Annotated in this window: 18 protein-coding genes and 3 tRNA genes; 1 reads left to right on the forward strand and 20 read right to left on the reverse strand. The window is 38.8% G+C overall.

Annotated features, from left to right (window positions below; translation table 11 throughout):
• Window positions 1-88 precede the first annotated feature (88 nt).
• The 4 genes from I2I13_RS11880 to nspC form a co-directional block, all read right to left on the reverse strand.
• Window positions 89-172 (reverse strand) — tRNA-Leu (locus I2I13_RS11880).
• Window positions 173-195: 23 nt separating this feature from the next.
• Window positions 196-277: transfer RNA gene (locus tag I2I13_RS11885), tRNA-Leu, on the reverse strand.
• 34 nt (window positions 278-311) lie between these two features.
• Window positions 312-384: transfer RNA gene (locus I2I13_RS11890), tRNA-Gly, on the reverse strand.
• A gap of 118 nt (window positions 385-502) precedes the next feature.
• Window positions 503-1,642 carry a carboxynorspermidine decarboxylase gene (nspC, locus tag I2I13_RS11895; protein WP_195649582.1) on the reverse strand — a complete coding sequence of 380 codons (1,140 nt, stop codon included), beginning with the start codon at window positions 1,640-1,642 and terminating at the stop codon, window positions 503-505.
• 176 nt (window positions 1,643-1,818) lie between these two features.
• On the opposite strand from nspC, the gene I2I13_RS11900 reads away from it, so the two are divergent.
• A complete protein-coding gene (locus tag I2I13_RS11900; RefSeq protein WP_148366951.1) occupies window positions 1,819-2,376 on the forward strand; it encodes an NAD(P)H-dependent oxidoreductase in 558 nt (185 codons plus the stop codon).
• A gap of 50 nt (window positions 2,377-2,426) precedes the next feature.
• On the opposite strand, the gene I2I13_RS11905 is transcribed toward I2I13_RS11900, so the two are convergent.
• The 16 genes from I2I13_RS11905 to I2I13_RS11975 form a co-directional block, all read right to left on the reverse strand.
• On the reverse strand, window positions 2,427-5,672 hold the full coding sequence (locus tag I2I13_RS11905) for an efflux RND transporter permease subunit (RefSeq protein ID WP_195649583.1): 3,246 nt from the start codon (window positions 5,670-5,672) through the stop codon (window positions 2,427-2,429).
• 118 nt (window positions 5,673-5,790) lie between these two features.
• On the reverse strand, window positions 5,791-7,299 hold the full coding sequence (locus I2I13_RS11910; protein WP_195649584.1) for a TolC family protein: 1,509 nt from the start codon (window positions 7,297-7,299) through the stop codon (window positions 5,791-5,793).
• Window positions 7,300-7,329: 30 nt separating this feature from the next.
• Window positions 7,330-10,422, reverse strand: a complete 3,093-nt coding sequence (locus I2I13_RS11915; RefSeq protein ID WP_195649585.1) for an efflux RND transporter permease subunit — start codon at window positions 10,420-10,422, stop codon at window positions 7,330-7,332.
• Between the two features lie 100 nt (window positions 10,423-10,522).
• Entirely contained in the window at window positions 10,523-11,614 is a 1,092-nt protein-coding gene (locus I2I13_RS11920; protein ID WP_195649586.1) for an efflux RND transporter periplasmic adaptor subunit, read from the reverse strand.
• Between the two features lie 14 nt (window positions 11,615-11,628).
• Window positions 11,629-13,254: an O-antigen ligase family protein gene (locus I2I13_RS11925; protein ID WP_195649587.1), complete on the reverse strand. Its 1,626-nt coding sequence runs from the start codon at window positions 13,252-13,254 to the stop codon at window positions 11,629-11,631.
• Window positions 13,255-13,278: 24 nt separating this feature from the next.
• Window positions 13,279-14,154 (reverse strand): signal peptidase I, encoded by an 876-nt coding sequence (lepB, locus tag I2I13_RS11930; RefSeq protein ID WP_195649588.1) that lies wholly within the window; start codon window positions 14,152-14,154, stop codon window positions 13,279-13,281.
• Window positions 14,151-16,031: a glutaminase domain-containing protein gene (locus tag I2I13_RS11935; RefSeq protein WP_195649589.1), complete on the reverse strand. Its 1,881-nt coding sequence runs from the start codon at window positions 16,029-16,031 to the stop codon at window positions 14,151-14,153. The genes lepB and I2I13_RS11935 overlap by 4 nt, the downstream gene beginning before the upstream one ends.
• Window positions 16,022-17,977 carry a transglutaminase domain-containing protein gene (locus I2I13_RS11940; RefSeq protein ID WP_370540827.1) on the reverse strand — a complete coding sequence of 652 codons (1,956 nt, stop codon included), beginning with the start codon at window positions 17,975-17,977 and terminating at the stop codon, window positions 16,022-16,024. The genes I2I13_RS11935 and I2I13_RS11940 overlap by 10 nt, the downstream gene beginning before the upstream one ends.
• A gap of 51 nt (window positions 17,978-18,028) precedes the next feature.
• On the reverse strand, window positions 18,029-18,904 hold the full coding sequence (locus I2I13_RS11945; RefSeq protein WP_195649591.1) for a DUF1573 domain-containing protein: 876 nt from the start codon (window positions 18,902-18,904) through the stop codon (window positions 18,029-18,031).
• A 2-nt stretch (window positions 18,905-18,906) separates the two neighbouring features.
• Window positions 18,907-19,911, reverse strand: coding sequence for a hypothetical protein (locus I2I13_RS11950; protein WP_195649592.1), 1,005 nt, complete (start codon window positions 19,909-19,911; stop codon window positions 18,907-18,909).
• The gene (locus I2I13_RS24510; RefSeq protein ID WP_164727382.1) at window positions 19,908-20,153 is read right to left on the reverse strand and encodes a hypothetical protein; all 246 of its coding nucleotides are present in this window, start codon (window positions 20,151-20,153) and stop codon (window positions 19,908-19,910) included. The genes I2I13_RS11950 and I2I13_RS24510 overlap by 4 nt, the downstream gene beginning before the upstream one ends.
• A gap of 76 nt (window positions 20,154-20,229) precedes the next feature.
• Window positions 20,230-20,910 (reverse strand): hypothetical protein, encoded by a 681-nt coding sequence (locus I2I13_RS11955; protein ID WP_229128627.1) that lies wholly within the window; start codon window positions 20,908-20,910, stop codon window positions 20,230-20,232.
• Between the two features lie 77 nt (window positions 20,911-20,987).
• Window positions 20,988-21,251 (reverse strand): NVEALA domain-containing protein, encoded by a 264-nt coding sequence (locus I2I13_RS11960; protein WP_195649593.1) that lies wholly within the window; start codon window positions 21,249-21,251, stop codon window positions 20,988-20,990.
• 201 nt (window positions 21,252-21,452) lie between these two features.
• Entirely contained in the window at window positions 21,453-22,538 is a 1,086-nt protein-coding gene (locus I2I13_RS11965; protein ID WP_195649594.1) for a BF3164 family lipoprotein, read from the reverse strand.
• A complete protein-coding gene (locus I2I13_RS11970) occupies window positions 22,507-22,737 on the reverse strand; it encodes an NVEALA domain-containing protein (RefSeq protein WP_195649595.1) in 231 nt (76 codons plus the stop codon). Before I2I13_RS11970 ends, I2I13_RS11965 begins: the two co-directional genes overlap by 32 nt.
• Before the next feature lie 174 nt (window positions 22,738-22,911).
• Window positions 22,912-23,973: a helix-turn-helix domain-containing protein gene (locus I2I13_RS11975; RefSeq protein ID WP_195649596.1), complete on the reverse strand. Its 1,062-nt coding sequence runs from the start codon at window positions 23,971-23,973 to the stop codon at window positions 22,912-22,914.
• Window positions 23,974-24,479 lie beyond the last annotated feature (506 nt).

Here is a 24,479-nt window from a genome sequence, read left to right on the forward strand (position 1 = left end):
GAAAACGAGACTCGAACTCGCGACCCTAACCTTGGCAAGGTTATGCTCTACCAACTGAGCTATTTCCGCATTTCACTTTTATAAACTGTGAAGAGAAGGAGACTCGAACTCCCACGACATAACTGTCACTACCCCCTCAAAGTAGCGCGTCTACCAATTCCGCCACCTCTCCATAATTTTAAAGTTTAACCTTTGTGCCCAGAACAGGACTCGAACCTGCATGCCTCTCGACACACGCACCTGAAACGTGCGCGTCTACCAATTCCGCCACCTGGGCAAAGATTATTGTTCCAACATTTCAAAGAAACATGAGCGGAAAACGAGACTCGAACTCGCGACCCTAACCTTGGCAAGGTTATGCTCTACCAACTGAGCTATTTCCGCATTTTTCCGTTTGCGGTTGCAAAGGTAGGGATTTTCCGTAAACCTGCAAACATTCTGCCTACTTTTTTCACAGAAATCTGTTCACTTTGCATCGACCGCAAAACAATCATTTTGATTATCAACTCATTCGGTCACGATAATCTTCATAAGAAAATTGCTTGTATATTTCAGCTTTCCCCTCTTTTGTCCAGATGGCAATGGCAGGATGATGAATTCCGTTAAACATATTTGTCTTGACCATCGTATAATGAATCATATCTTCGAACACAATACGCTCTCCGATTTGTAACTCATGATCGAAGCTCCACAGCCCCATATAATCACCGCTCAAACAGGAATTTCCTCCGAGACGATAAATATATTTTCCTTCATTTCCCATTTCCGCACCACGCACGGCAGGTTGATATGGCATTTCCAAACAATCCGGCATGTGGCAAGTGAAACTTACATTCAAAATTGCCGTCTTGATGCCACGACTTTCCACTATATCCACTACTTCGGAAGTCAGCACTCCCGTCTGCCAGGTAAAGGCCGAACCGGGCTCCAGAATAATGCGCAAATGAGGATAACGTGCTTTTAACCCTTGCAACAGTCTTATCAAATGATCAGTATCATAGTCTTTGCGGGTCATCAGGTGTCCACCACCCAGATTCAACCATTTGATCTGTGAAAACCAGCGGGCAAATTTAGCTTCGAGATGTTCTAATGTACGTTCCAACTCATAAGAAGAAGATTCACAGTGACAATGGCAATGAAAGCCTTCAATCCCTTGCGGTAATGCTTCGGGGAGCAGATCGGCCGTTATCCCAAAACGTGTGCCGGGTGCACATGGATTATAAAGTTCGGTTTCCACTTCCGAATATTCAGGATTTACGCGGATACCACAAGAAATACCGCTTCCTTCTGCAACCACCATCGGATAGAAACGTTCAAACTGCTGCATTGAGTTGAATGTGATATGACTGCTGCAACGCATGATTTCCGGGAAATCCTGTTCCGTATAAGCAGGAGAATATGTATGCGCCTTACTACCGAACTCTTCCAATGCCAAACGGGCTTCATACACCGAACTTGCCGTAGAATGATCTATATATTCACGGAATATAGGGAAAGAACGCCACATGGCAAATGACTTGAAAGCAAGGATGATCTCCACTCCCGCCCTGTCGGCTACGCTTTTTATCAAACACAGGTTCTTTCTTAAAAGTTCTTCTTCCATGATGTAACAAGGAGAAGGGAACTGATTAAAATCTATCATATATAAAAATATTATCTAAAATAACGCCTTATGAACGTGAATGCAAAAATACAAATTCAAAAGCAAAGAGGGATTGTTTTATTTTTAATTAAGATATTGGTTTTCGCGAACTTTTTCTTATTTTTACACCTTTATAATCTATAAGTAGTTATATCATCCTAAATACCTGATTGAATATGAATAAAGATTTAAGAAAAGTAGTGATTCTGCTGGCACATCCAAACATAAAGGGATCCCAAGCAAACAAAGCATTAATTGATGCTGTCAGTGACATGGAAGGGGTGGCAGTTTTCAATCTTTACGAGCTGTCGCAGGAAATCGCTTTCAATGTAGATGAATGGAGTAAAATCATTTCCGATGCCTCGGCTGTCATCTATCAATTTCCTTTCTATTGGATGTCTGCACCGTCATTGCTAAAGAAATGGCAGGATGAAGTCTTTACTTTCCTATCCAAGACTCCGGCAGTCGCCGGCAAGACATTGACAGTAGTAACAACTACGGGGTCCGAATACGAAGCCTATCGTAGTGGCGGCAGAAACCGTTTCACTACGGACGAATTATTACGTCCTTATCAGGTTAGTGCCATTCATTCGGGAATGTCATGGCAAACTCCTATTGTTGTTTACGGAATGGGAACGGCAGACGCAGGGAAAAATATTGCTGAAGGAGCAAACCTGTATAAACAACGTGTGGAGATGCTTATCGGTAGCAGTAATGCCGGGAATAATTGGTAAGACTATACAAAGCGTAGCTTTATCCTATCTAAAGCTACGCTTTACAAGTGCTAAAGCTTAGCTTTAGGTATCATCAACCACTTCTTTTTCAACGTCAGCACCGGCAGGAAAATAAATACTCCGATTACAGACATTATCAATCCTCCGATAGTGCCTGCTGCCAATGGAAACCAAAAGCCTTCTTTCTCCAAACCTACCATAAAAGGAATGAATCCTAAAATGGTAGAAGTCACCGTCAGGAAGATAGGAATCACTTTCGTATTCCAGGCTTTCACGTAAGCCCGAAGCGGTGAAAGACGCGGAAAACGTTTACGAACGGAATTATATTCATTCAAGATATAAATGCTCGCATTTACCGTAATTCCACAAAGCAAAACAAAGGAAGCAAATCCTCCCTGATCGAAATTCAATTTGAACCAATAGAATGTCAGAAACACGCCGATATAAGATACAGGAATCACAAAGATTATTGCCAATGGCTGTTTCAATGAATTGAACAAAATACTCGTAATAAAGAAAATAATAGCAATCACAATCAAAAGCAGGCGATATTGTTTATTATCCTTTCCGCCCCATGACCAGTTATTATCTTCCGATTTAGCAGTATATCCCATCGGAAGGATCTCATTAAACTCTTCCAAATCCTTTTTCAGTAGTTTATTTCCCTGTTCCGAAGAGCCGATATACTCATATTGCAGGCATAACCGATACTGCTGATTCTCCTTGGCCACTTCCTGCGGCATCTGCCCTTTTTCCACAGTTGCCAATTCCGACAACTTATATTCTCTCCCTCCTATTTGAAAAGGATAAAACTGCATCGCCCACACATCCCTATCCACCGACTGACGCGAAGAAAGCTTTATCTTTTCAGTACCCTCTTCCGCCATCACTGAACCAATTTCCATATTCCGTCCATATATCGGATGGATAGCGGCAAACAACTTTCCGGATCCAATCTCCTCCTCTGCCATTCGCTGTTTATCCAGATTAAAATAGAATTCCATATAATCATCTTTCCACCAAGAGAAATCAGAACCGATTGTCACTTCTCTAATCCGACGGTGAGACAACAACTTTGCTTTTAACTCTTCAGCCCAACCATACAGTTCATCATAATTATATCCATACATCTTCACCCGGAAAGACCCCGCATTCTCACGTACATCATTACTGAATCCCTGGTCCTGCAAGCCATATATGCTCCAATTTCCACCTCCCAGTTGAAGAGCTTTACTAATCATATTAGCTTTCAATGTATAAGGAAAACCGCTTTTCTGGTGTTCTTTCGTAAAATAGATATGAATAGATGCCCTGCGGGCACTTTCCACAGATGTCTGGAACTGCTTGATCTCTTTAAATTCACTCAAATAAGTCTCCATTCGTTTAATCAGTGTATTCATCTGCTCAAGTGTACTTCCATTCGGCAAATTGGCATTAGCGTGAAGCACTACCTCTTCATTATTTGAAAAGTAACTTCCTTCATACACCTTTTGCACAAATAACCTCAAAGTGCCGCCCAATGCCTTATCCACTATTGGTTTCACCTTTTCCTTATAAGTGGAAGTACCCAATGTCTTATTATAAGCTGTCGCCCATTTATCATCACCTTTCATCTTTTCCGGTAATAGAAATACCGGTAATCCGAATGCCAATAATAACAAAATACACACTGCCACCCTCCAACGGCAAAGAACTTGTATCAACCACCTGTAAAAACGGCTAAAATAAACCGGAATCCGGCGTATTCTTGAACGCATCCACACAAAGAAATGTACATTCCCAATCCTCCATCTAACTATTGAAAAAGAAGACTTCTTTCTTCGTTTCAATCCTATTTTATCAATCAGAGAAGGAACAAAGAATAAGGCAACCAGCAGTGATACCCCCAGATTTATAATGACTACTGCTGCAAAATCCTGTAAATTAAGCCGTATCTTCTCATCCAAAAAGAAAATGATAACCAAGGCTCCCATTGTTGTCAACGTAGCTGCAAGAATAGACATAAATGCCTTCCGGTCTCTGCGTCGCAGATAATGATCACTCATTACAATTGTATTATCTATCACCAGGTTTAATGAGACCGTAATACCAGCTAACGAATACAGTTGCATTTCCAATCCGAATATATAATAAAGGATTACAGCTATCGTCATATTGACAATCAAGCTAATCACAATCAAAAAAAGATATTTAGGACTGAAGGTTATCAACAATACAAACAGAAGCAAAATGGCTACAGTCATTCCTGTACGCAAATAGATTTTGCCCAGTTCTTCCTGAATAAATTCCGTTGCATCATAACTGGCATGAATTTCATATCCTGCCGGAAGTAACAACCGGATATCGTCCATAGATGCCTTCACCTTTTCACTCAATGCCAGTTGATTTGCCGTTTCCTCTGCAACAATCGACAGATAGATCGAATTCAGCCCATTAATCCGGTAATAGCTCTGAGGTTGTTCCTCCATGCGGGAAACCTTTACCAACTCATTCAGACCTATGATCTTACCATCCTTCATTCTCACCTTTATCTGCTCCGCATCAAACTCCCGAATCTCATTCTCGGGAACCAATGCCAGACGTATCCATTGTCTGCCCGCAGTTCCCTGTTCCATATCATAAGTACCCAGAAATTCTTTCTGATAATGCAACCGGACGGCCTGACGAATATCATCCGTACTTACCCCAAGTATACGCAATTGTTCTGAATCATACTCCAATCTCCACTCCATCGGAGTAGCTCCACTTAGATTAATCCTATAAATTCCCTGAATCTGTGCAAGACGTGTTTTTATATGTTCCTCCGCATATTGCTGAATTAAGATAGGAGTAGCGGGCGCATTGATCGTAAATGCCATAAAAGGTCCCTGACTACTCTGCCCCGGACTATGCATCTGAATATACGGATAGCTCACCCCGTCCGGCAGTTCCGGCCATGTCTGGCGAATAATAGTAGAAGCCTCAAAACGGGCAACCGCCGCATCCACATGTTTATCCAGATTCACACTGACGCTTCCCCATCCATTTCCTGACGTAGAAGAAATTCCCCGAATCCCTTTCACACGGGCGAGCATTGCCTCCAATTTACTGGTAGCCGTCATTTCCACCACACGTGCCGAAGTGCCCGGCATACTGAAACGTACCGTGAAACCGGGTAATGTGCGTGACGGATTCAGTTTGACAGGCAGCAACGGAATAATCGCCACCCCAACCAATGCCACACAGACAAAAGCCACAATCAGTGTGAAAGCGGAGGCTTTTGAAGACTTTTTTATTTCAGAATCTATATTTTGCATTATTATTTATATGAATGGGAATTTTTAGGCACGGATTACACGGATTACGCTGTTGCTTTGTACAATCATATATCAGAAAACCGTGAAATCCGTGTAATCCGTGCCTAAATTAAAATTATCATTTGATCAACTTCCCTCCGTCAAAATCAAACCTGTCCGAAAGCGAAAGTTTCGAAGCAAAATCAAATAGAGTGAGCCTTCGTATCTTATAATAATTCAGCCAATAGTTCTGTAAGGCAGAGATAAAATTGCGTTGTGCCTGTTGCTGTCTGTTGAGAGAAAGAGTCAGACTATTAATATCTGCTTTACCGATAATAAAACGCTGTTTTGTTTCATTGTAAGCAAGTATGGACAGATCCAACGCTTCTTCCGCACTGGCTATCAACTGCTGCTGGATATTAAAATCGCTTACCGTCATGATTACTTCCTCCTCGATGCTTATCTCATCCTGACGTGCCGATATCTTCACTACATTCAGATTATTCCTCGCCATATTATACTTTCCCTTGCGAACACCCCAGTCCAGTAGCGGAATAGAAACACTGACTGCCACCAAATCCTGCTGCATCGGCTTATGATACACATCCCCGAAGTTATCCGCCACCTGGTTGAAGCCAATACTTGCATTCACACTTGCATTAAAGCGAGATTCCTTTTTTGTCTTATCCACACTTCGTTCCGCTTCAAGTACATTCTGTTTCAGGCCCAACAATTGCGGATTATTATTCCTACCCCACTTCAAAGCCTCATCTATCGGAATTTCCATCCTTTCCGGACGGGAAGGAAGTTTTAATTCAATTTGCGTATTCTTATCCAGATTGAGGAAAGATGCCAGTGAGAACATAGCCCGTTTCAGATCACTCGCTTTATTTTGTAACGTATTCTGCGCATTCACACGATCCAGCTTCAACGTCAACAAATCAGCCTGCGAAATAGCCGCAATTCGATGACGCTGTTGCCCTATACGATACAACGTATCCGTAGAAGCCAGATTTTCTTTGGCTAGATTATATTCCGCCTGTGCCATAGCCAGAGAGAAAAAATAATTAGTAGCAGTTTCCGACACCTTTTCCACATTATAGAGAAATTCCTTTTTTACGCGTTCGTATTTTAACGGCTCTATCTTCCGTTCCCATTTAAAGGAATTATATCCCACCAGACTTTGTGAATATCCAATTCGTATAGGGACGCTCGTGAACTGTGTCGCACTGTTCCCTCCGAAATTACGCATATAGGCAAGATTCGATTCCAGATAGAATGTACCTCCAGTCAAATCAAAGTTCTGTTTCACACTCAACCCTCCATAAGCATAGTAAGACTGTTGCGTACGATATACATCCAAATCCTGTCCCGAATCGTATCGTTTCGTTATATCCCGGTTATATTGTGCCGGAGTAACATCCAGTGTCAGACTAGGCAAACGATTTGCCCGGTAAGTCCTGTATTCCCAATAACCGGATAAATACATATTCTGCGTACGGAAGGACTCCAACGAACTGTCGTTGGCAAGAGAAATAGTCCGGTTCAAATCCAATACCAGGTGTTTCTGTGCTCGAAGCTGGGATTCACCACAGAGGACACAGAGGGCACAGAGGAAAACGGGAATTCTTTTCTTTAATCTATTCATAACTCTCATTTTTGGACTAATACTTAATACTTAATACCTAATACTTATTTTCTTGTTCCTATAAATAAACCAGTAAAGCAACGGTATGATAAACAGACTCACCGCCGTACCAATCGACATCGTTCCTATCATAGCAATAGACAGAGGTTTTTGCAATTCCGAACCCATATCCGAAGAAAAAAGCAGTGGTACCATTGCGAATATTGTAGTCAATGAAGTCATGATGATCGGTCGTAAACGTCTTCGGCCAGCTTCATGTATAGCTTCTAATAGCGGGACACCTTCCTTACGTAATTCATTAATAGCATCCAGTTTCAGAATAGAGTCATTGATTACGATACCACAGGTAACAATAAGTCCGATAGCAGACATTAAATTCAGCGTATGTCCACAAATCCAAAGCAAAAGCAAGGCAAATGCAAGGTCAATCGGTATCTCCGCCAGAACAAGCAAAGGCTGCAAAAAACTTTCAAACTGTGCGGCAAGAATAAAATACATCAGCAACAACGAAATAAATAAGATTACCACCAATTCATCCAGCATCTCGCTATTGGAAAAGAAACTGCCGGAAAAACCGGTATCCCAATCCTTCATTTCTTCCGCTGTTTGTTTCACCTCTCTTATGAGTTTGTTCCCGTCCGATACACCGTAAAAATCAAAAGGGATATATTCCCCGTTACGTCCGGCAGCAATACTCTTCAAGTCTTCGGCAGGAGTGACCGTCACCAGCTCCCGGAGTGGAATATACTCTCTGTTGCCTTTATTGTCCGGTTCAGTCTGTATCAATGTTTCCTGTAATATTTCATTCACAGTCTTCTCACTGCCCGCAACGTTAATCGGAAGATATTGCTGGTAGGAATGCAGCATAGTCACACTATTTTCCCGGAAAGCAGTTTTCAAGACTCGATAAAGTTCATTGTAAGCAACACGGTAAAGCAGTAGCTTTTCCTTATTGATACTTAGGTTCAACTGATTTTCAAAAGCAATACCTGTAGGAGCGATTCCCGTTCTTCGGAATAACTCCTGTTCCAGCATCCGGATATCTCCCGCTTCCGGTGCTTTTGCCTTATTACGGGTGTAAAATTCGGCTATGATATCCGGTTCTCCCGTTACAAAAAGCTTCTCAAATACCGTCTCCGGTGGAGAGAAAGAAATAACGGAAAGCGGATAATCTTCTTTCAGTTTATGATATATTTCCTGCTGCAAAGGATTGATTGTTTCTGATGTCTCCGTTCGGAAATAGAGTTCTGCTTCGGAAGAAGAAAGTTCCCTTTCACGATTCAGAAGAAAATCCTGTCTGCCAACCGATGCCGTGTGCTCCAATACCTGTTCTTTTAAATCCTTAAAAAGCTCATCCACACGCCGCCTGTTTTCATCCACATGAATATTTTCATTCCACTCGATTCGGGCGATCAATTCATTCTCTTCTATATCAGGCATCCGCTGCTTGTCTATAAAGAAAAAGAAGAATACACAAAGCGGAATAGAGATAATACAAAACAATACACTAAATGTTTTGTGACAGAACACCCAATCCACACCGGCATCATAGAATCGATCCAATGTATGATCCTTTATCGGATTATTAAATTTAAAAGAAAGCCATTTCCATTTCCGGGTATGAATACCTGTCCGATAAACCAGCAGATAAAGCACCGGAAGAAGCATAATACCGGTAAAATACGAAACCATCAGTCCCACTGTAACCGAAAAGGCCTGATCATAGAAAATAGCTCCGGCAATACCACTCATAAAAATCAAGGGAGCAAATACAGAAATGGTAGTCAGGGAAGAACTCAACATGGGTGTCACCACTTCACTTGTCCCTGTTATACAGGCGCGGCGCAATGAATATCCCCGTTCCCGGTATTGTGAAATATTTTCGGTCACAATGATCGAACTGTCAATCATCATACCCAATGCCAGAATTAATCCGGCAAGCGAGATGATATTCAGGGACATATTGCACAGATAGAAGAAAACAAAACTAATCACGATAGAAACCACCATACTAAGTCCGATCACCAACGGAGATTTCACATCTCCCAAAAACAGGACAGCTACCAGACAGATAAAGAAAAAACCTAAAGTAAGATTCTGTTGCAGATTTGAGATGGTGTAGTCCAGTAGCTCCGTCTGGTTGCGACTGATATTGAAGTCAATATCAGGATATAACCGCCTAAAATGCTCCATCGTCCCTACCAAGGAGTTCTTCATCTTGTCCATATTCTCATCCGCCTGCTTGATGACAGCCAGTGTCACCGCACGCTTTCCGTTCGATAAGGACACGCCCTTCTCTTTCACAGGCACGATATTGACCTTGCAGAAATCCTTTAACTGCACAATGCGGTCGCCCTTACGCAGATAGATATTTTCCACATCTTCCGCCGTACGCAGTAATGTCGAGAATTTGATATTATATTCATAGTACCCGTCACGTACCGTCATACTGCCCGGTTCTACATTGTTGGACGACAGGGCGGACTCAATATCCTCGATGGCAAGTCCCATCATGGCAAGCTTGTCCTCATCGGGCACAATCTGTACCTGACGTTCCACCAGTCCGGTCACGTCCACCATAGCCACTTCTTCAAGCTGCTCTATCCGGCGCTTGATAACCGATTCGGCAAATTCACACAAGTCAAGAAAGGATTGCTGTCCCGTGGTAGCAGTACTATAAGCACTGTCATTCTTCAAAGTCAGATTCAGGTAGAACACGGGAATATCCGTTGCGCTCGCCTTGATTACTTTCGGACGTTCCGTTTCCTTGGGGAGATAGTTCATCGCAGCGTCTATCTTCTCATTGACCTCGATAAAAGCAAGGTCCGTATTAGTGCCGAACTCAAAAGACAGGCGGATGATGCCCGCCCCGTCCCTTGATTCGCTATGAATGTCTTTCAAAGTGGAAACTTGAATCAGTTGGCTGCGCAAAGGTTTCACAATCGTGTTTTCCAGTTCGCGGGCGGATGTATTCGCGGCAGACACTTGTACGGTAATCTCCGGAATGGCGATATTCGGAAGCAGCGATACCGACAGTGTGGAATAAGTCACCAGACCGATTATAAAACAGGCGGTGAACGCCATCAATACGGCGATAGGACGCCGGATTAAAAATTTTATCATGCTTACTTTAGTTTTAGTCACGGATTACACGGATTACGCTGTTGCTTTATGCTATCACAATTCTAAAACCGTGAAATCCGTGTAATCCGTGCCTTTTTGATTATCTTACATTTACTTCCGCTTCATGCGCCAGATTCAGGTTTCCGGTCACAATAACCGTGTCTCCTTCCAATAAACCGTCTTCAACACCTTTCCGGGATTTATCAGAAACGATGTATTCCGTTGCGTTCTCCAGTCCCGTATGCACATAGTTCCACATAGCCTTGCCTTCTTTCAATGTGAACACCACCTGCTTGCCGGAGCGCAGTACCACAGCCGTCTTGGGAATCACCAACTGTTCACCCAGATTCCGCCTGACACTGACCCTCACATTCATACCGCTGAACAGCCTGCCTTCACCGTTTACGTCAGCCTTCACCTTCACCATTCCATTGGTATCCACCAACGGATTGACTTCAGATACCCTACCCTCAGACGAGCTTCCCCCGGCATAAGGAATGACCGTCACCTTATCACCTTTTTTAATAAAGGCAAGTTCATTCTCCAATACGGTAAATTCAGCTTCCATTCCTTTGGTATCAAGAATAGTACAGAATACTTCCGAGGTATTGGCCGGATTATAAGGCTTTGAAAAAAGATTAGCCACCACCCCGTCAAAAGGCGCGGCAAGCGTCGCATGCTCCGTCTCCCTTTTTGCCAGTTCGTACTGGGATTTCGACTGCTCGTAACCGCTCTTCACTTTCGCAATCTTCATTGTCTCCACAGGAACCTTGCTGAAATCATCCGGCGTATATCCCTGCCCGATGAGTACATCTTTCAATTCTAGCTCAGCTTTCAACAGAGCGTCTTCCGCCTGGGACAGTTTCTGCTCCAGACGAAATCTGTCCAATTCCGCCAGTTTCTGCCCTTTATGTACACGGTCGCCATTCTTCACATAAATACGGGCAATGACTTCGCCCGTTTCAAAGCGCAAATCGGCTTTACTGCGGGCATTCACCTTTCCGTTGCTTACCAGTTCATGGTCAAAATTCCGCTTCTTCAGAATTTGGGTAGTAACTTCATTCTTTGTGTCAGGAAGAACGGTAGTCACTCCTTTCTCCTGTTCATCAGCACTATTTTTCTTACCAGAGCAAGAGGTGTTTGCTCCTAATGCCAAACATAACAGTAACCATATACAATCGTGTTTCTTCATATTTATTGGTTCTTTTATTTCAATAATTTCTTTACTTCTTCTCTCATTTCTCTGACTGCCGTAGACTGCACTTTCGGTTCTTTCGTCAACACTATTTCAGCAACATATTTTAATTTTTCAGGTTGCCGATATTTTGGCTCCGCATAAAGTTTCGCCAACAGATAATAGGGATAAATCCGCCCCGGAAGCCGGTGCGTAGACCGAATCAGGTATTCTTCCGCTTGCTCATAATCTCCTGATGCCTGATAATTCTTGCCGATAATATTCAGAATCATGGGATCATTACTGTGTGTCATCGCTTCCTCCAATATCCTTGTCGAGTTATCATATTCTTTCAATTTATGCAGAGAATATCCGTATTCAAAAAGAAATGCTCCACGATTTGCTAATTCGGGATATAACTTCTCGTAGTCTTCTTTAGCTGACTGGTAAGCCCCTATATTATAGAGCATCTTACCACGATGCCAGTCCTTACACGCATCATATTGGTTGTTTTTCCAATAATACGCTCCCAATAGGACCATCAGCGAAACAAAAAATAATAGTATTATCTTTGAACGCCCGATAACACAAGCCGCCAATAAAAAATAAAATGTCACTGCAAATCCAGGAATCTGTATCGGATAAGAGGAAAAGGCAAATACCATAACAGAAATTACACTCCCACAAAGACCTATTCTTCCTTCACTGCTCCCCTTCCAAAGACAAAATCCAATAACTAAAGAGACAACTAATAAGAAAGGAATCCCATATTCCACTGCTACTTGCAGATATTCATTAAAAGCATATTCCGGACTTCCTGCCACCAATTCTTCCGTTTCCGAATATTCTCCGTTGGCGAAATAATCTTCCTGCGCTCTGCCATAGGCCGAAACAAAATTCCCAGTTCCATGTCCGATAACGGGACTTTCGGCAATAGTAAGAGTGCTGACTTTCCACATGAACAAGCGTCCGTTGGCGGAAGTGGCTTTCAGTTGGAAAAGTGCGTAACCAATCATTATGATTATAACACCGCCTGCGATACAAACCAGTCCTACCTTTCTTTTATCTCTCTCTCTAATCTCCTTTAATTTGCTTCCCCATGAAGCGTGCATCCCATATACCCATACACCCGATATAATGGCAGCAATCCAAGCCGAACGGCTCATTCCGGCAGGTAGTACACAAAGAATCAACAGCATCACTCCCAATGCCATATAATATTCCCCCTGTTCTCCCCATGTACGTTCTGTTTTTTCTTTCAAATTTAGCCATTCATACAGGCAAAGCGGGAATATCATCGCCAAATATCCCGAATAAGGTCCCGGATTATAGAAAGAGCCCGTAAGTGCATATAAAGAGTGATTGGAAACAGCCAAGCCATATATCTGCCTCAATCCCCAGATAGCTTCCATTCCTCCCAATATAATCAATACCCATGTCACGATGGTTGGAAAAGACAAATAGTTTTTTCTATTCAGACAAAAGGATAATAGACAGCAAACGACAAAAACAAAAGTCATGCGTCCCAACCATAGTATTTGATATGCCATTTCACCGACAGGAATATCATTCGAAGTAGCAAAAACTACTACGCTCAAGATTGCCGCAACTCCTGTAAGAGTTATTACATCCGCCATATTCTTCTGTGTCATCCGCATCAATTCCAACTTTATTTTCGTTCTTTATTTGATTTTCTTCATAATTCTGTCCCAACGGGGTTTCTCCGTAAATTTATCTTCCGAATACCAAATACGGGTAGCCTTACCTACAATATATTCTTCAGGCAACATCCCCCAGTATCTTGAATCTTGTGAATTTGCCATATTATCACCGGAAACAAAATAATAGTTCTTTTTAAAGCGATACTGGATAATCACGCTGTCCCCCAATACTATCTGTCCGTCTTTTATACGTAGTTTCTTCTTCTGTTCCCAACCTATCAACTGCCTGTACAAAAGGCAATTCGTACGGTTCATCATTACTATCTGACCTTTCTTGGGAATCGGCAAAGGTCCGAACTCACAAATAGTCCATCCAATTTGTTTGTCATACGGAAATGTACCTACTACAATGCCATGCTGTTTCGGATACTGTAATCCAGCGAGATATTGTTGAGCCTTATAGTTTCCCAACTGTTCATCACAACCACGTATTTTATAAAATCCTCCCCGAATCTCTAATGTATCTCCCGGCAAAGCAATACAACGCTTTACATAATATTGCATTACATCCATCCGTACACTATCCCAACGATTCATTTGATATGGGAAATTAAAAACCAGTATATCATTTCTCTTGAAATTCCCAAATCCGGGCGTTCGGTGAATAACAACATCCTCATTATTCAAAGCTGCAAACACATCGAACAAACGAGCCCCCTTTATCATCTTATTAACTAATATCCGGTCGCCATCCTTCAACGCCGGTTCCATAGAATCCGAAGGTATCCTGAATGAAGTAAAGCAGAACAGTTGCATCAAGAATAGAACTACTACCATACAGAATATGAAGAATGCTAAATTCTCCAGTATCGCCCAAATTCTCTTTACTTTACTCATAAGTTTCCCTTTAATTGAACCAATTTGTGATAAGCCATCAGTCCTAACACACATTTCACACGTTCGTCATCATTATCCAATAATCCAACAGATGGAAAAGTCATTTTCTTCATTCTTTCCTGCAAATAATCCGCCCACAAGCACAACTGTTTCCAATGCATATCAGCGTAACCGAAATCCTGTTCCGCTTCTACAATAGCAGTTGTCATCATCAACATATTAGACGCCGCTTCTACAGCACAGTCTTCCAATTTTACTTGTTTACTAGCAATAGGATACAAACCTATATCGTAAGGTGGATACTTCTTCACCCAATAAATATCTTCACAATATGCAAATATTGGATTCAACAAGCCTTTCATCCAGTCAGTACAGTTAAAAAACAACAACGTTGGAAAATTTTCATAAGCTTCTCTGACATTACTCAAAGTATCACCAAAACAAAAAAGCTTATTATCCGAGGATAACACAAACCTATGAGAGGATATAAAATTACGATAAGCAGGAAGCATTTGTTCGGCAAAAGCTTTATTCCCTGCTTGAAACGCCTTGATATTCCACCGATAATCCAATTTATTACATTCTGCTTTCAACTCCTGATACCTGTTTCCTACAGACATCATCAATTCTTTTATTTCTCTTGTTCCATCCTTATTCCAAAGTGGGCGTAAACTCTCACCACTATACTGGAAAGTTTTCCCTTCTTCATATCCGAGAAGCAATACCCCCCTATTTTCATTTCCCGCACACAATTTTTGAGATAGAATGATATGATTATCTTCACACGAAAAGGTTGTTTCATCTGCTGCCATAGCCAAATACAAACTGTCGGACTTCACAAAACACCAATCCTTATCGACCCAACTATCAATTTTCCTTTTGCCAAACATCCATTCAGTGTCCACGTCGAACAAAACTTCCACCGTATGTTCCTTTTCGCTTTTCGTACGAACCTGATAGGTCAGAAAACCGACAGGCCATCCTGTCATATTCCACTTTTCCGATAAGGAAGGGGAAACAAAGTCAATCTGAAGTTCCACATCTCCACATTGGAAAATAAATTGAGTCTGCGTAGCTTGCACTTCCATTTCTTTCAAAGTTGCCGGTTCTGCATCAGCATATGTTTTATTTTCTATATACAAGCCAAAATCCAACAAGCCGGCACCACCCGTATTACGACAGTATGCAGCCAGAACATTATCTCCATCAACTATTTGACTAACAGCTTCATCAGTCAAGCGTTGACATTTCGTTCGATGCGTAAATCCATTCTCTAACAGAAATCCCCCATTACAAAAAAGCTTTATTTGATCGTCACATACATAACGGGCATACACCTTATGATTCTTCAAAACATCTTTATTGTCCACCTTGATATGCCTGCGAACATAAAAATTTTCCGCTCCCCACAGAGTATGAGCCGGATAATAATATCCCTTTGTCGGACCAAAAGCTCCGTTACCTTCATTCCACAAAGAATCATCATATTCTCTCAATTCCCATCCTTTTCCCGGATACAAAAAAGAATATTTCCCCATCCATCCGATAGTATCCTCTGAAAGAGGAGCTAAAGGAGATATACGCAAAGAATCGTCTCCCATGAAACGATAAGCTTTACCGTCTACACGCAAAAGACCTGTTATCGGGAATACTTTCCCGGTTCTCAACTGCGGATAACTTTTATTTAGCGAATCACCTATTACTTTGATACTAACATCGGGAGTAATCGCCAATAATGTATGTTCAGAAGGAGCAATACCGGAAAGATGCGAAATCTTCTTATCCGAATAAGAACAAGCATATATTAGAGAAATAATACCCGAGATTATAATTATTCTCCATGCCACGACAAGCCTGATATGAGTTCTTATTTCCATAGCTGAGTTCCGTTTTCATAAATAAAGATTCTCTCGTCCAGTCCGCGCGTATGATTTCTCAGAAGTAACAGTGTATTTACGGGAATATCCCGAAATACCAGTGAATCGGCAGTTGCTTTTATTTTTCCGGCAGACTTCCAATCCCGGTCACAATAAAATAACTCATATACATCATCAGGACGAACATAATTATCCCTATTGCGCGGAGTATAGACAATACGGTCTACGCAGACTTTTCTGCCTAAATCAAGTCCTGCCCATCCTCCGGTAGGCTTAAAATAGTCGAAAGAAGTCCATGTTTTCCCGTCAAACACATTGGTATATTCATGCGTTCCGTCATGTTGATAGCATCCGGGAGTCCCTATCACTTTCCCTGACAGAGCAACAGTATCATTCTTCTCATAAAAAGCGACTTCTGAAATATTACATGCGCTTCTGGGTGGACCAAAATATCTTAGATAACGATATTTTTTATCAGACCAACTCTTTACAGTTGTATTCAAACGATTAGGTCTGCCCTGTATTATGAACAAAGTGTCTTTTTCCAAAAAATCAGGATGGTTGCTCCCTTCAAAAACACCGCCTATCATCCGGTCTCTGAACATATTTTCTCTCCCAATATCACACTTGGCATATAATACTACATCTTCCTTCCCCTTTCCTGCAGGATAATAACAGTTCTCATTACTCTGTTTATCAACATAAAAAGGATCGGTCAGAAAGCATAATGTTCCATCCTCATAAGTAGCCACTCTCATAAACGAACCATTCCGTACATACTGAAATGCCAAATGCCCCGCATCATATGCAGTCCAGTCAACAGGAGTCCAACGATCCCTGTCACTGACACATAGATAAGCCATTTTCCCGCTCCGTTTCGTTTTATACTGTTTTTCTAAAGGGATAACCAATTCTTTCTTAAAATTATAGCCATATCCATAAGTTACGTCTGTAAATTTCGGCAAACGCCAAAAAGGATATACTTCTTCACCATACTTTGCCATTTGCTCATACAGGTCTCTATTCACACTAAAAGTATATCTATACACTTTGGAACTGTCATCCCACCGATACCACCAGTTCTTCCGTACAGGTCGCAATTTTTGCGGGAAATCAGTCATATATTCCTCTCCATCCTTATTCCATGTTGTCAACCAAAAATGCCCGGCATTTATGTAACTTCGTACAGGAACAAAATCTATGGCACAAGGAATGCCCAAAGCACGGAATAGATACACAGCAAAATCGGTCACTTCCCTACATGTACCGGATAAGTATTGTACATATTCCGGCCCTATATGTCCAAATGGATAGGGCGTTACAGAAGTATAATAATAGCTCTTATCAGGCAATTTACTTATTAGATAATTAGCGGCAACCACCGGGTCTTCAATATCCAATGAATCAGACATACGTAATGAATCCAGTAACGAATTATATTTGTCATAATACATTTCACGCCAATAAGTTAATGGTTCATCACCTATTCGGTAAGGCAATAAGTACTCACAAAACATTTCAAATGAGATATTCTTTCCCCAAGGTTGTTCCTGCCAAACCTTAAATGCCCAGTCAATATTATGGCATAGGTAGGCAGAATCTATTTCCATAATATCTCGTTTCTTGCTGGGCTCCTTCATAGGACCATATATCTTCTTAATAGAATCAGCTACTTGTTGCGGAGTTTTTCCTTTACTTTTCTTCAGCCATGTATAGTAAGATTTATAATTTTCAAATTGTTCACTATCGGAATAAGTATAAAAAGGAATATTTTCTATAAGGAAACAAGCTGCTTTATATTTTAGGCTGTCTGCCAAATTTATTCGATAATAATGAAGCACCTTTTCTAATTCTTTTCTATTTTCACCAGCCACTTGTAATACTGTTTCCAAAGAAGTAACATACTCTTTTCTAAGAGAGTTTATTATTACTTTTCCAATTAACATGATAACAAGTACAATAACTAAAGTATATTTAAAATTCCTGTTCATACATTTTTAATGAGCATTTCCAGTAACTTTCACTCGTAATGGTGCATTAGATGCATTACAATAAACTGTAATAGTCTTATCAAAACGTTCCGGGCGCTCTGATTTATAAATTATTTTCACCTTTGATGTTTCATGAGGGTTAAGTGGTTTCTTAACGTATTTTGCAGTAATACAACCACAAGATGTAATCACATCATTAATTACTAATGGGATTTTTCCAGTATTGCAGATTTCGAATTCTACTTCTTGCTTCTGCTCCCAAGAAAAATTACCCATTTCTATTTGAGACGAAGAAAGTGAAACTGTAGTTAGCGGTTGATTATCCAACATAGATGAGTCTTGTCTACCTGAGATTATATTCCAATAAAGTTCTTTAATACGCGGATTCTGCATCGGATTACCAATTGCCATAACTTTATTATTTTTATCTAATAAAAAAGTTTGGTATTGCATATCAGAAGGAAAGTGGTTTATTTTATTTAAGACATCTAATGTATCAATACAAATTGGATATACGAATCTTTCCACTCTTAAGGTAAGATATATATCACGTCCATTTTTTGGAAAAAAGAAAAATAAAAACTGAACTTTATTAGGATAAATAGAATCAATATTATTAATATAATTGTTCCATTCAGATAAATGTAACTTACAACTGGTACATCCCATAGAGTCTACATATGCTATTATCTTAAATTCACTATCACGTATAGTAAAATTCGAAGCCCTTTCACTTCCTTGAATACTAAAATTAAGATTTTCAGGAAAAATAATCTCTTTATCTATCCATTTCTTTAATATTTTTTCAGCATGTATACTCTTTTCATCTTGACAAGAGAACATACAAATGGAAAGAAAAATTATATACACAAAATATTTCATAATCAATTCTTACTTAATTTTAACTTATAAAAATGATAGGGATCATTAGAGTCTACACCATAAAAGCAATTCAATAACTCATCTATAAAAAAATAAGATATAGTTTGCCCTAAATGATATATAGCTTTAAATTCTCCATCCCAATTTGCGACTAGTAAACTGGAAGGTGAGTTTACTTCCTTTGTATCCGGACACAACAAATAAATCATATTATTAGTAACATATGCATCTCTTATATGCAAGAATCGTCTCTTTATGTCAGTATCAATAATAGTCTGACAAGGTTCGTAATTCAACAAAATGTCACGAAATAACACACCGTTTTGGTTATAAATACGACAACGCCGTGTCCTATAATAAAACACCAATAAACGACTCCCATCAGGCTTTGCTATAATTTCATGAGCATAAGCTGATTTAAAATCACTGATAGAACTAAAATTTACATGTGTATCTGGATATATGCCTTTAGGTTCTTTTTGTTTTCGAGATAAATTTATCATAAAAAATTCGTTCATTCCTTTATCAAAACAATTGTCAGAATAAGCATACAAATTATCATTTAGCTTAGCAACTCCTAACATTTGTTGTCCCATTATATTATTAAAGAAAGAAGTTGAAAACAACTTCAATGAATCACCTTCAACCCATTTGTAAAAATATAATGAATCATTATGAACTAAATAAAATTCATCATTAAACTGCTCCAAAGGGACAATAAACTCAGATTGTTCACCAAAATATGACAGATGTTTCATTTTGGGATAAGAAAATACAGAATAGACAGCATTATCCAAAGTTGAAGTACGTACTAAAATTCTCTCATTATTAAACAAGATACACCGAGGATTAAATTGAGCAGGATACATCGGTAGTTTTTCTAAAGTAACAATAGTATCTTTGGAAAAGATGTTATTGTATACAAGTGGCACTGTAGATGAAGATGGAATACAGCCCACCAAACAAATCCCTCCCCAAATCACTATGGTCAACAATCTAATTCTCATAATTCATATTTAGCCAACACATAATCAGGATCAACTCCTATTGCATATAAAGTATTACTTTTTCTATTAGCTACTATTCTAATTGCAGGCATTCCTATATCCACTATTTTCAACAAGTTACCATTGTAATCATACAAAAACAGTGTATGAGGACACTTACTTATATTGCGACCAACCGTAGATTCGTCTACGGGCTCTTTCTCACGATCCCGTTCTAAAGTAATTATATAATCCTTACTCATACATACATCATACGCTCCAACTATTTTTCTATCAAATATAACTCTATCATCTGCAATAGTATAATTCTTTTCTTTATTAACTTTCCGTTCCCATTGTAAAACAAAAGTAGAATTTTCTTTTTTTATACAAAGCCAAATATGGAAACTTGAAAGACGAAATCAGAAACAATCCTTCAATTGGATCATAAGATTCATAAATACCAATATGTTCCTTAATTTCAGGGATAGGATAAACACCCCACGATGATTCTTGCCCATTTATTATTGTTCGAAAATAATTTTCCGAACCATTTTCTGTATATTTTATATATAGGTCCTTATCTACTTTTTCCATCTTCATTTCTTTCTCTTTATCCGACAATTCGCAAAATGGTTCCTGTCCATTTATCAGACTATCAATAGATAAATAACCAACTGTCTTCCCATTTGCATCTATAGCAAAAAGTTTATTATCTACACAATATCTATTAGTCATAGGCGTAATAAATTCTTTAGGACCTTCTCCTACTTTTCCCATTACTCCTAATTCTTCACCAGTTAATGCACTATGCACATGCAAAAAACAGTCTCGAGCAAATGGATCGGACCAAACTAAATAGTCATCAGCCAAAAGTAAATCGCCCGGCATCATGGTAAATATTTCATCATTTAAGACTTGCGATTTCAAAGATAGTCTTTGCACATCTGTTCTATTAGAAGAACAAGAACTAAATATAAAGACCGCAATACTAGCTATTATAATTATATTTTTACACATAGTATTAATTATAAAAGCTACCTTACTAGATAAATACTGATGATTTTCTTTTAAGGTAGCTTAATTCAACTCAATTATTACCAGTGACTACAGCCACTTTTTGTATCACAACTTCTATTAACAGATGCCTGATAAGTATAGTGAATACCATTACATACACAGCATTCTCTACTAGATGAAGGTTCACAATTTCCTCCTGAAGATTCGCCTTGAGCTAACGCCTCCATATTTACCATAGCTAAACCAGACAGCTTCACATCATTTGGTGAAGTAAGCATATTGTATCCCGCAATAGCGGCAATAGCAACAACAGCTATAAGCCCCATTATTTTCTTTTTCATTTTGTAGTTTTTTAATTTGTACTTTTCGTTTTTCTTCTGTATCTATCATTTCAACAGAACAGCAATAGTTTGCTACATTAACTTTTTATTCTTATGTTTGCATCGGAATCTTTTTTAAAGGTTTAGGAGCAGATGATATGTAAGCAAATCCGGCAAGATGGACAAACTCATCATTCTGCTCCTTTAATCATGTTAATTCTCTCATTCAACCAAAGCAAACTTTAGTATTGGCTGATCACTATTTACATCTGTCGCCATTATCGTTTTAGTAGCTTCGTCCACCCAAATACCATATATATAATGGTCAAGTACATATTTACATAACGGTTCTCCTTTCAAACTAAATACATAAATATATTTTCCTCCATCAGAAAGCCTTCCGCTTTGTCTTGCTATTTCCTTAAAAGACGTTCCATGAAATACTGCATAAATGGCACTATCTGTTACTTGTACATCACTAAATCCCATAATACCCGTTGGTATACCATATCCATCTGATATTTTAAATTCAGGTTCACCATGCTCACCTATACGAATAACATGGATATTATCTTTCAAATTATAGACCTCAACAACCTCTCCCAATTGAGTGACTGTCGCCAATATTCCGTTATTAGGATTGTAGTCAAGGAAACTCCTCCATGCTTGGGCTAACGCTGGACGAGCATTTTTCAATGCTTTTTCATCAATAGTCGGAATAATCCCCATCTTATCTATAAGCTTCCCATTACAGTTAACTCGACATAAACGATTTTCACCGGAATAGTCAGGAATAATAAATGTTGTATCATTATATATAGCAAAATCAAGTGGCCGAAGTATATCTTCATCCAATGTTACCGCTTCGTCACGAAGCAGTGAATCACCGGATGAAGAAAAGTCTAACCTAGTTAATTCACTTTTATTGGCATCCAATGTCCAAACTCCATAATTTTGTAAACGAAAGTTTTCCATTGATAACATTTCTGTTGGTGAATCACCACGCTTTCCAAAAGAAGATAAATACTGAAAACCAGGATATTGAAATAAGTGTCCATAATGATCAAGACCATGTAAATCCATCACAATGGCTTTATCCCCTTCTATCCGTATCCGAAAAGGATAACGAAACAAGGCTGTATCAAGCTCTATTACTTCTCCTTTTAGCTCTTTTTCTTGTGGAAATTCAGAATAAGCAAATACATTGTCCGCATATTCTTTATGTTTCTTACTACAAGAAATCAGAAATAAAAAGAAAAAAAACAGATACTTAATATCACTCTTCAAGGCTATATCCTCCAAAAACATATTTAACCTTAGCATGAGCTATCGGACAATCTACAGATCCTGATCCCAAACATTTATACATATTTGTACCTTCACCCGCAGCTAAAGCCTCTATATTATAATTGAGTAATGTATTGAATGAAACGTGGTGATTAACTGGACGTTTTACTGTTAAATACACCATTATACATAAAAATAAGAATAATACCAGTTTTCTCATATTGTTTTTTGTAATAAGATTAATATGTGAACAAAGGTAGTAAACTGACAAAAAGAAGCTATAAAATGTGGCTGACCATTTCTGACCTACTATAAATTATAATCTAAAGGGACATTACAATTATCTAAAAATTGCCATTTCATCGAGGTTTATAGCTATTAAAAGAATTTTAGATTATAGAACCAATTGATACCCATCTACACATTTTTCTATATCAATAGAAGAATCTAACTCTTTTATGTTAGAACGCAAACGTGCTACCGCTTTATGAATTCGATCATTTGTAGCACTTCCATCAGACCACAGATTCTCACTAATATCACTATTTTTTAAAACATATCCTGTTTCTTCCATTCTAAGAAAAAGCTCCAATAGCTTACTAGGCTGTGGCTGCAAATACTTTTGTCGCCCATTAAACTCTATTACTTTTTGATCTGCATGAAATATAAAACCTTCATGTAATTTATAAGAACGTATAGAAGAACTATCATTCATTTCTTTCACTATTTTTATAATAGGCTTTTCTATAACTTCTTTCTTTCTCATAGAAAATATTTTATTTTGAACAAATAAAATAAATTTATAAATCATATATATACAAACAATGTATATCAATAAACCCCAAATAATTTCCATGTATATTATATTCCATACGGAATAATGAAGATAAGCCATTACCTCTATTTCACAAGCATAGCCTATAGAAACAATAAACACTAAATTTGAGAACTTACGCCATTCACTATAAGAGGTAGATACCGATGTCACATCACCAAACCTATCTACAACGGAAACACATAATGCTGCTTCCATTAAGATACCCGATTCGTTTAAATACTTCTTCCAAATAAGATTTAATGAATCCGGCTGAATGGGATGTTCTTTAAAAGCAATGCTATGCAGCAAACGAACACTAGTATCTGTCGCTATATTATTGTAATGTTTTGCCTTATCTAACTTTAACTTATATACACCTGTAGAATCTGCATAGATTACCGAATCCGGTAATTCTGTAAATCCCACATTTGATACATCCGGAAGAGTAAGCATCAAAGGACCTTCCCTTTCCACATTCCGACTTTTCAGTTCCTGATTAAATGCCTTAATAAAAGCTTCTTTCGCCTCCTCTTTAAGGGTGGATAACTTAGATTCATAAATGTACTTGCAAGCAAAAAAAAATGCAACTCCACCAATACAAGCAATAATAGCTAACAGAATAATATTTTTAGTTCTCATCGTATTTCATTTTATATCCTTTTCAAGCACAAAGATAACATTATTTAAACAAGACAAGTAATATCCATACAATAAATAAACAAGACTCTTGCAATTTTTCACTAGAGAATGAAATATGAACTTTATTAGTCATCGTGAGAAATCTGTTCTATTTTTAAGATTCTCCACTTTTATTTCAAATCAAAAACTGAAGTAAAAAGAGAAATAAATGTATAAATTAATGCAAGAATATACAATTGCATACTAATAAATGCATAATTAAGGGATAAAAAACGAACTATTCTCCACTAAACGAGCTCTAATCCTTTAAAAGGAACGTATCGTTGATCGGTGAGGAACGACTCTTTTCTCACCGACCAATGAGATGTTCATCGGGATGACTCAATATAACTGACATATTTCTTGCTATTTCAAACTTTATTTTATCAAAAACATATATAGCAAAATACCATAAAAAGACGAATTTACAAACAAATATCCACGATTAGTCATTTATTTCAAACAAT

Source organism: Bacteroides sp. D55t1_190419_B8, assembly GCF_015558905.1.
Classification (GTDB): Bacteria; Bacteroidota; Bacteroidia; order Bacteroidales; family Bacteroidaceae; genus Bacteroides; species Bacteroides vicugnae.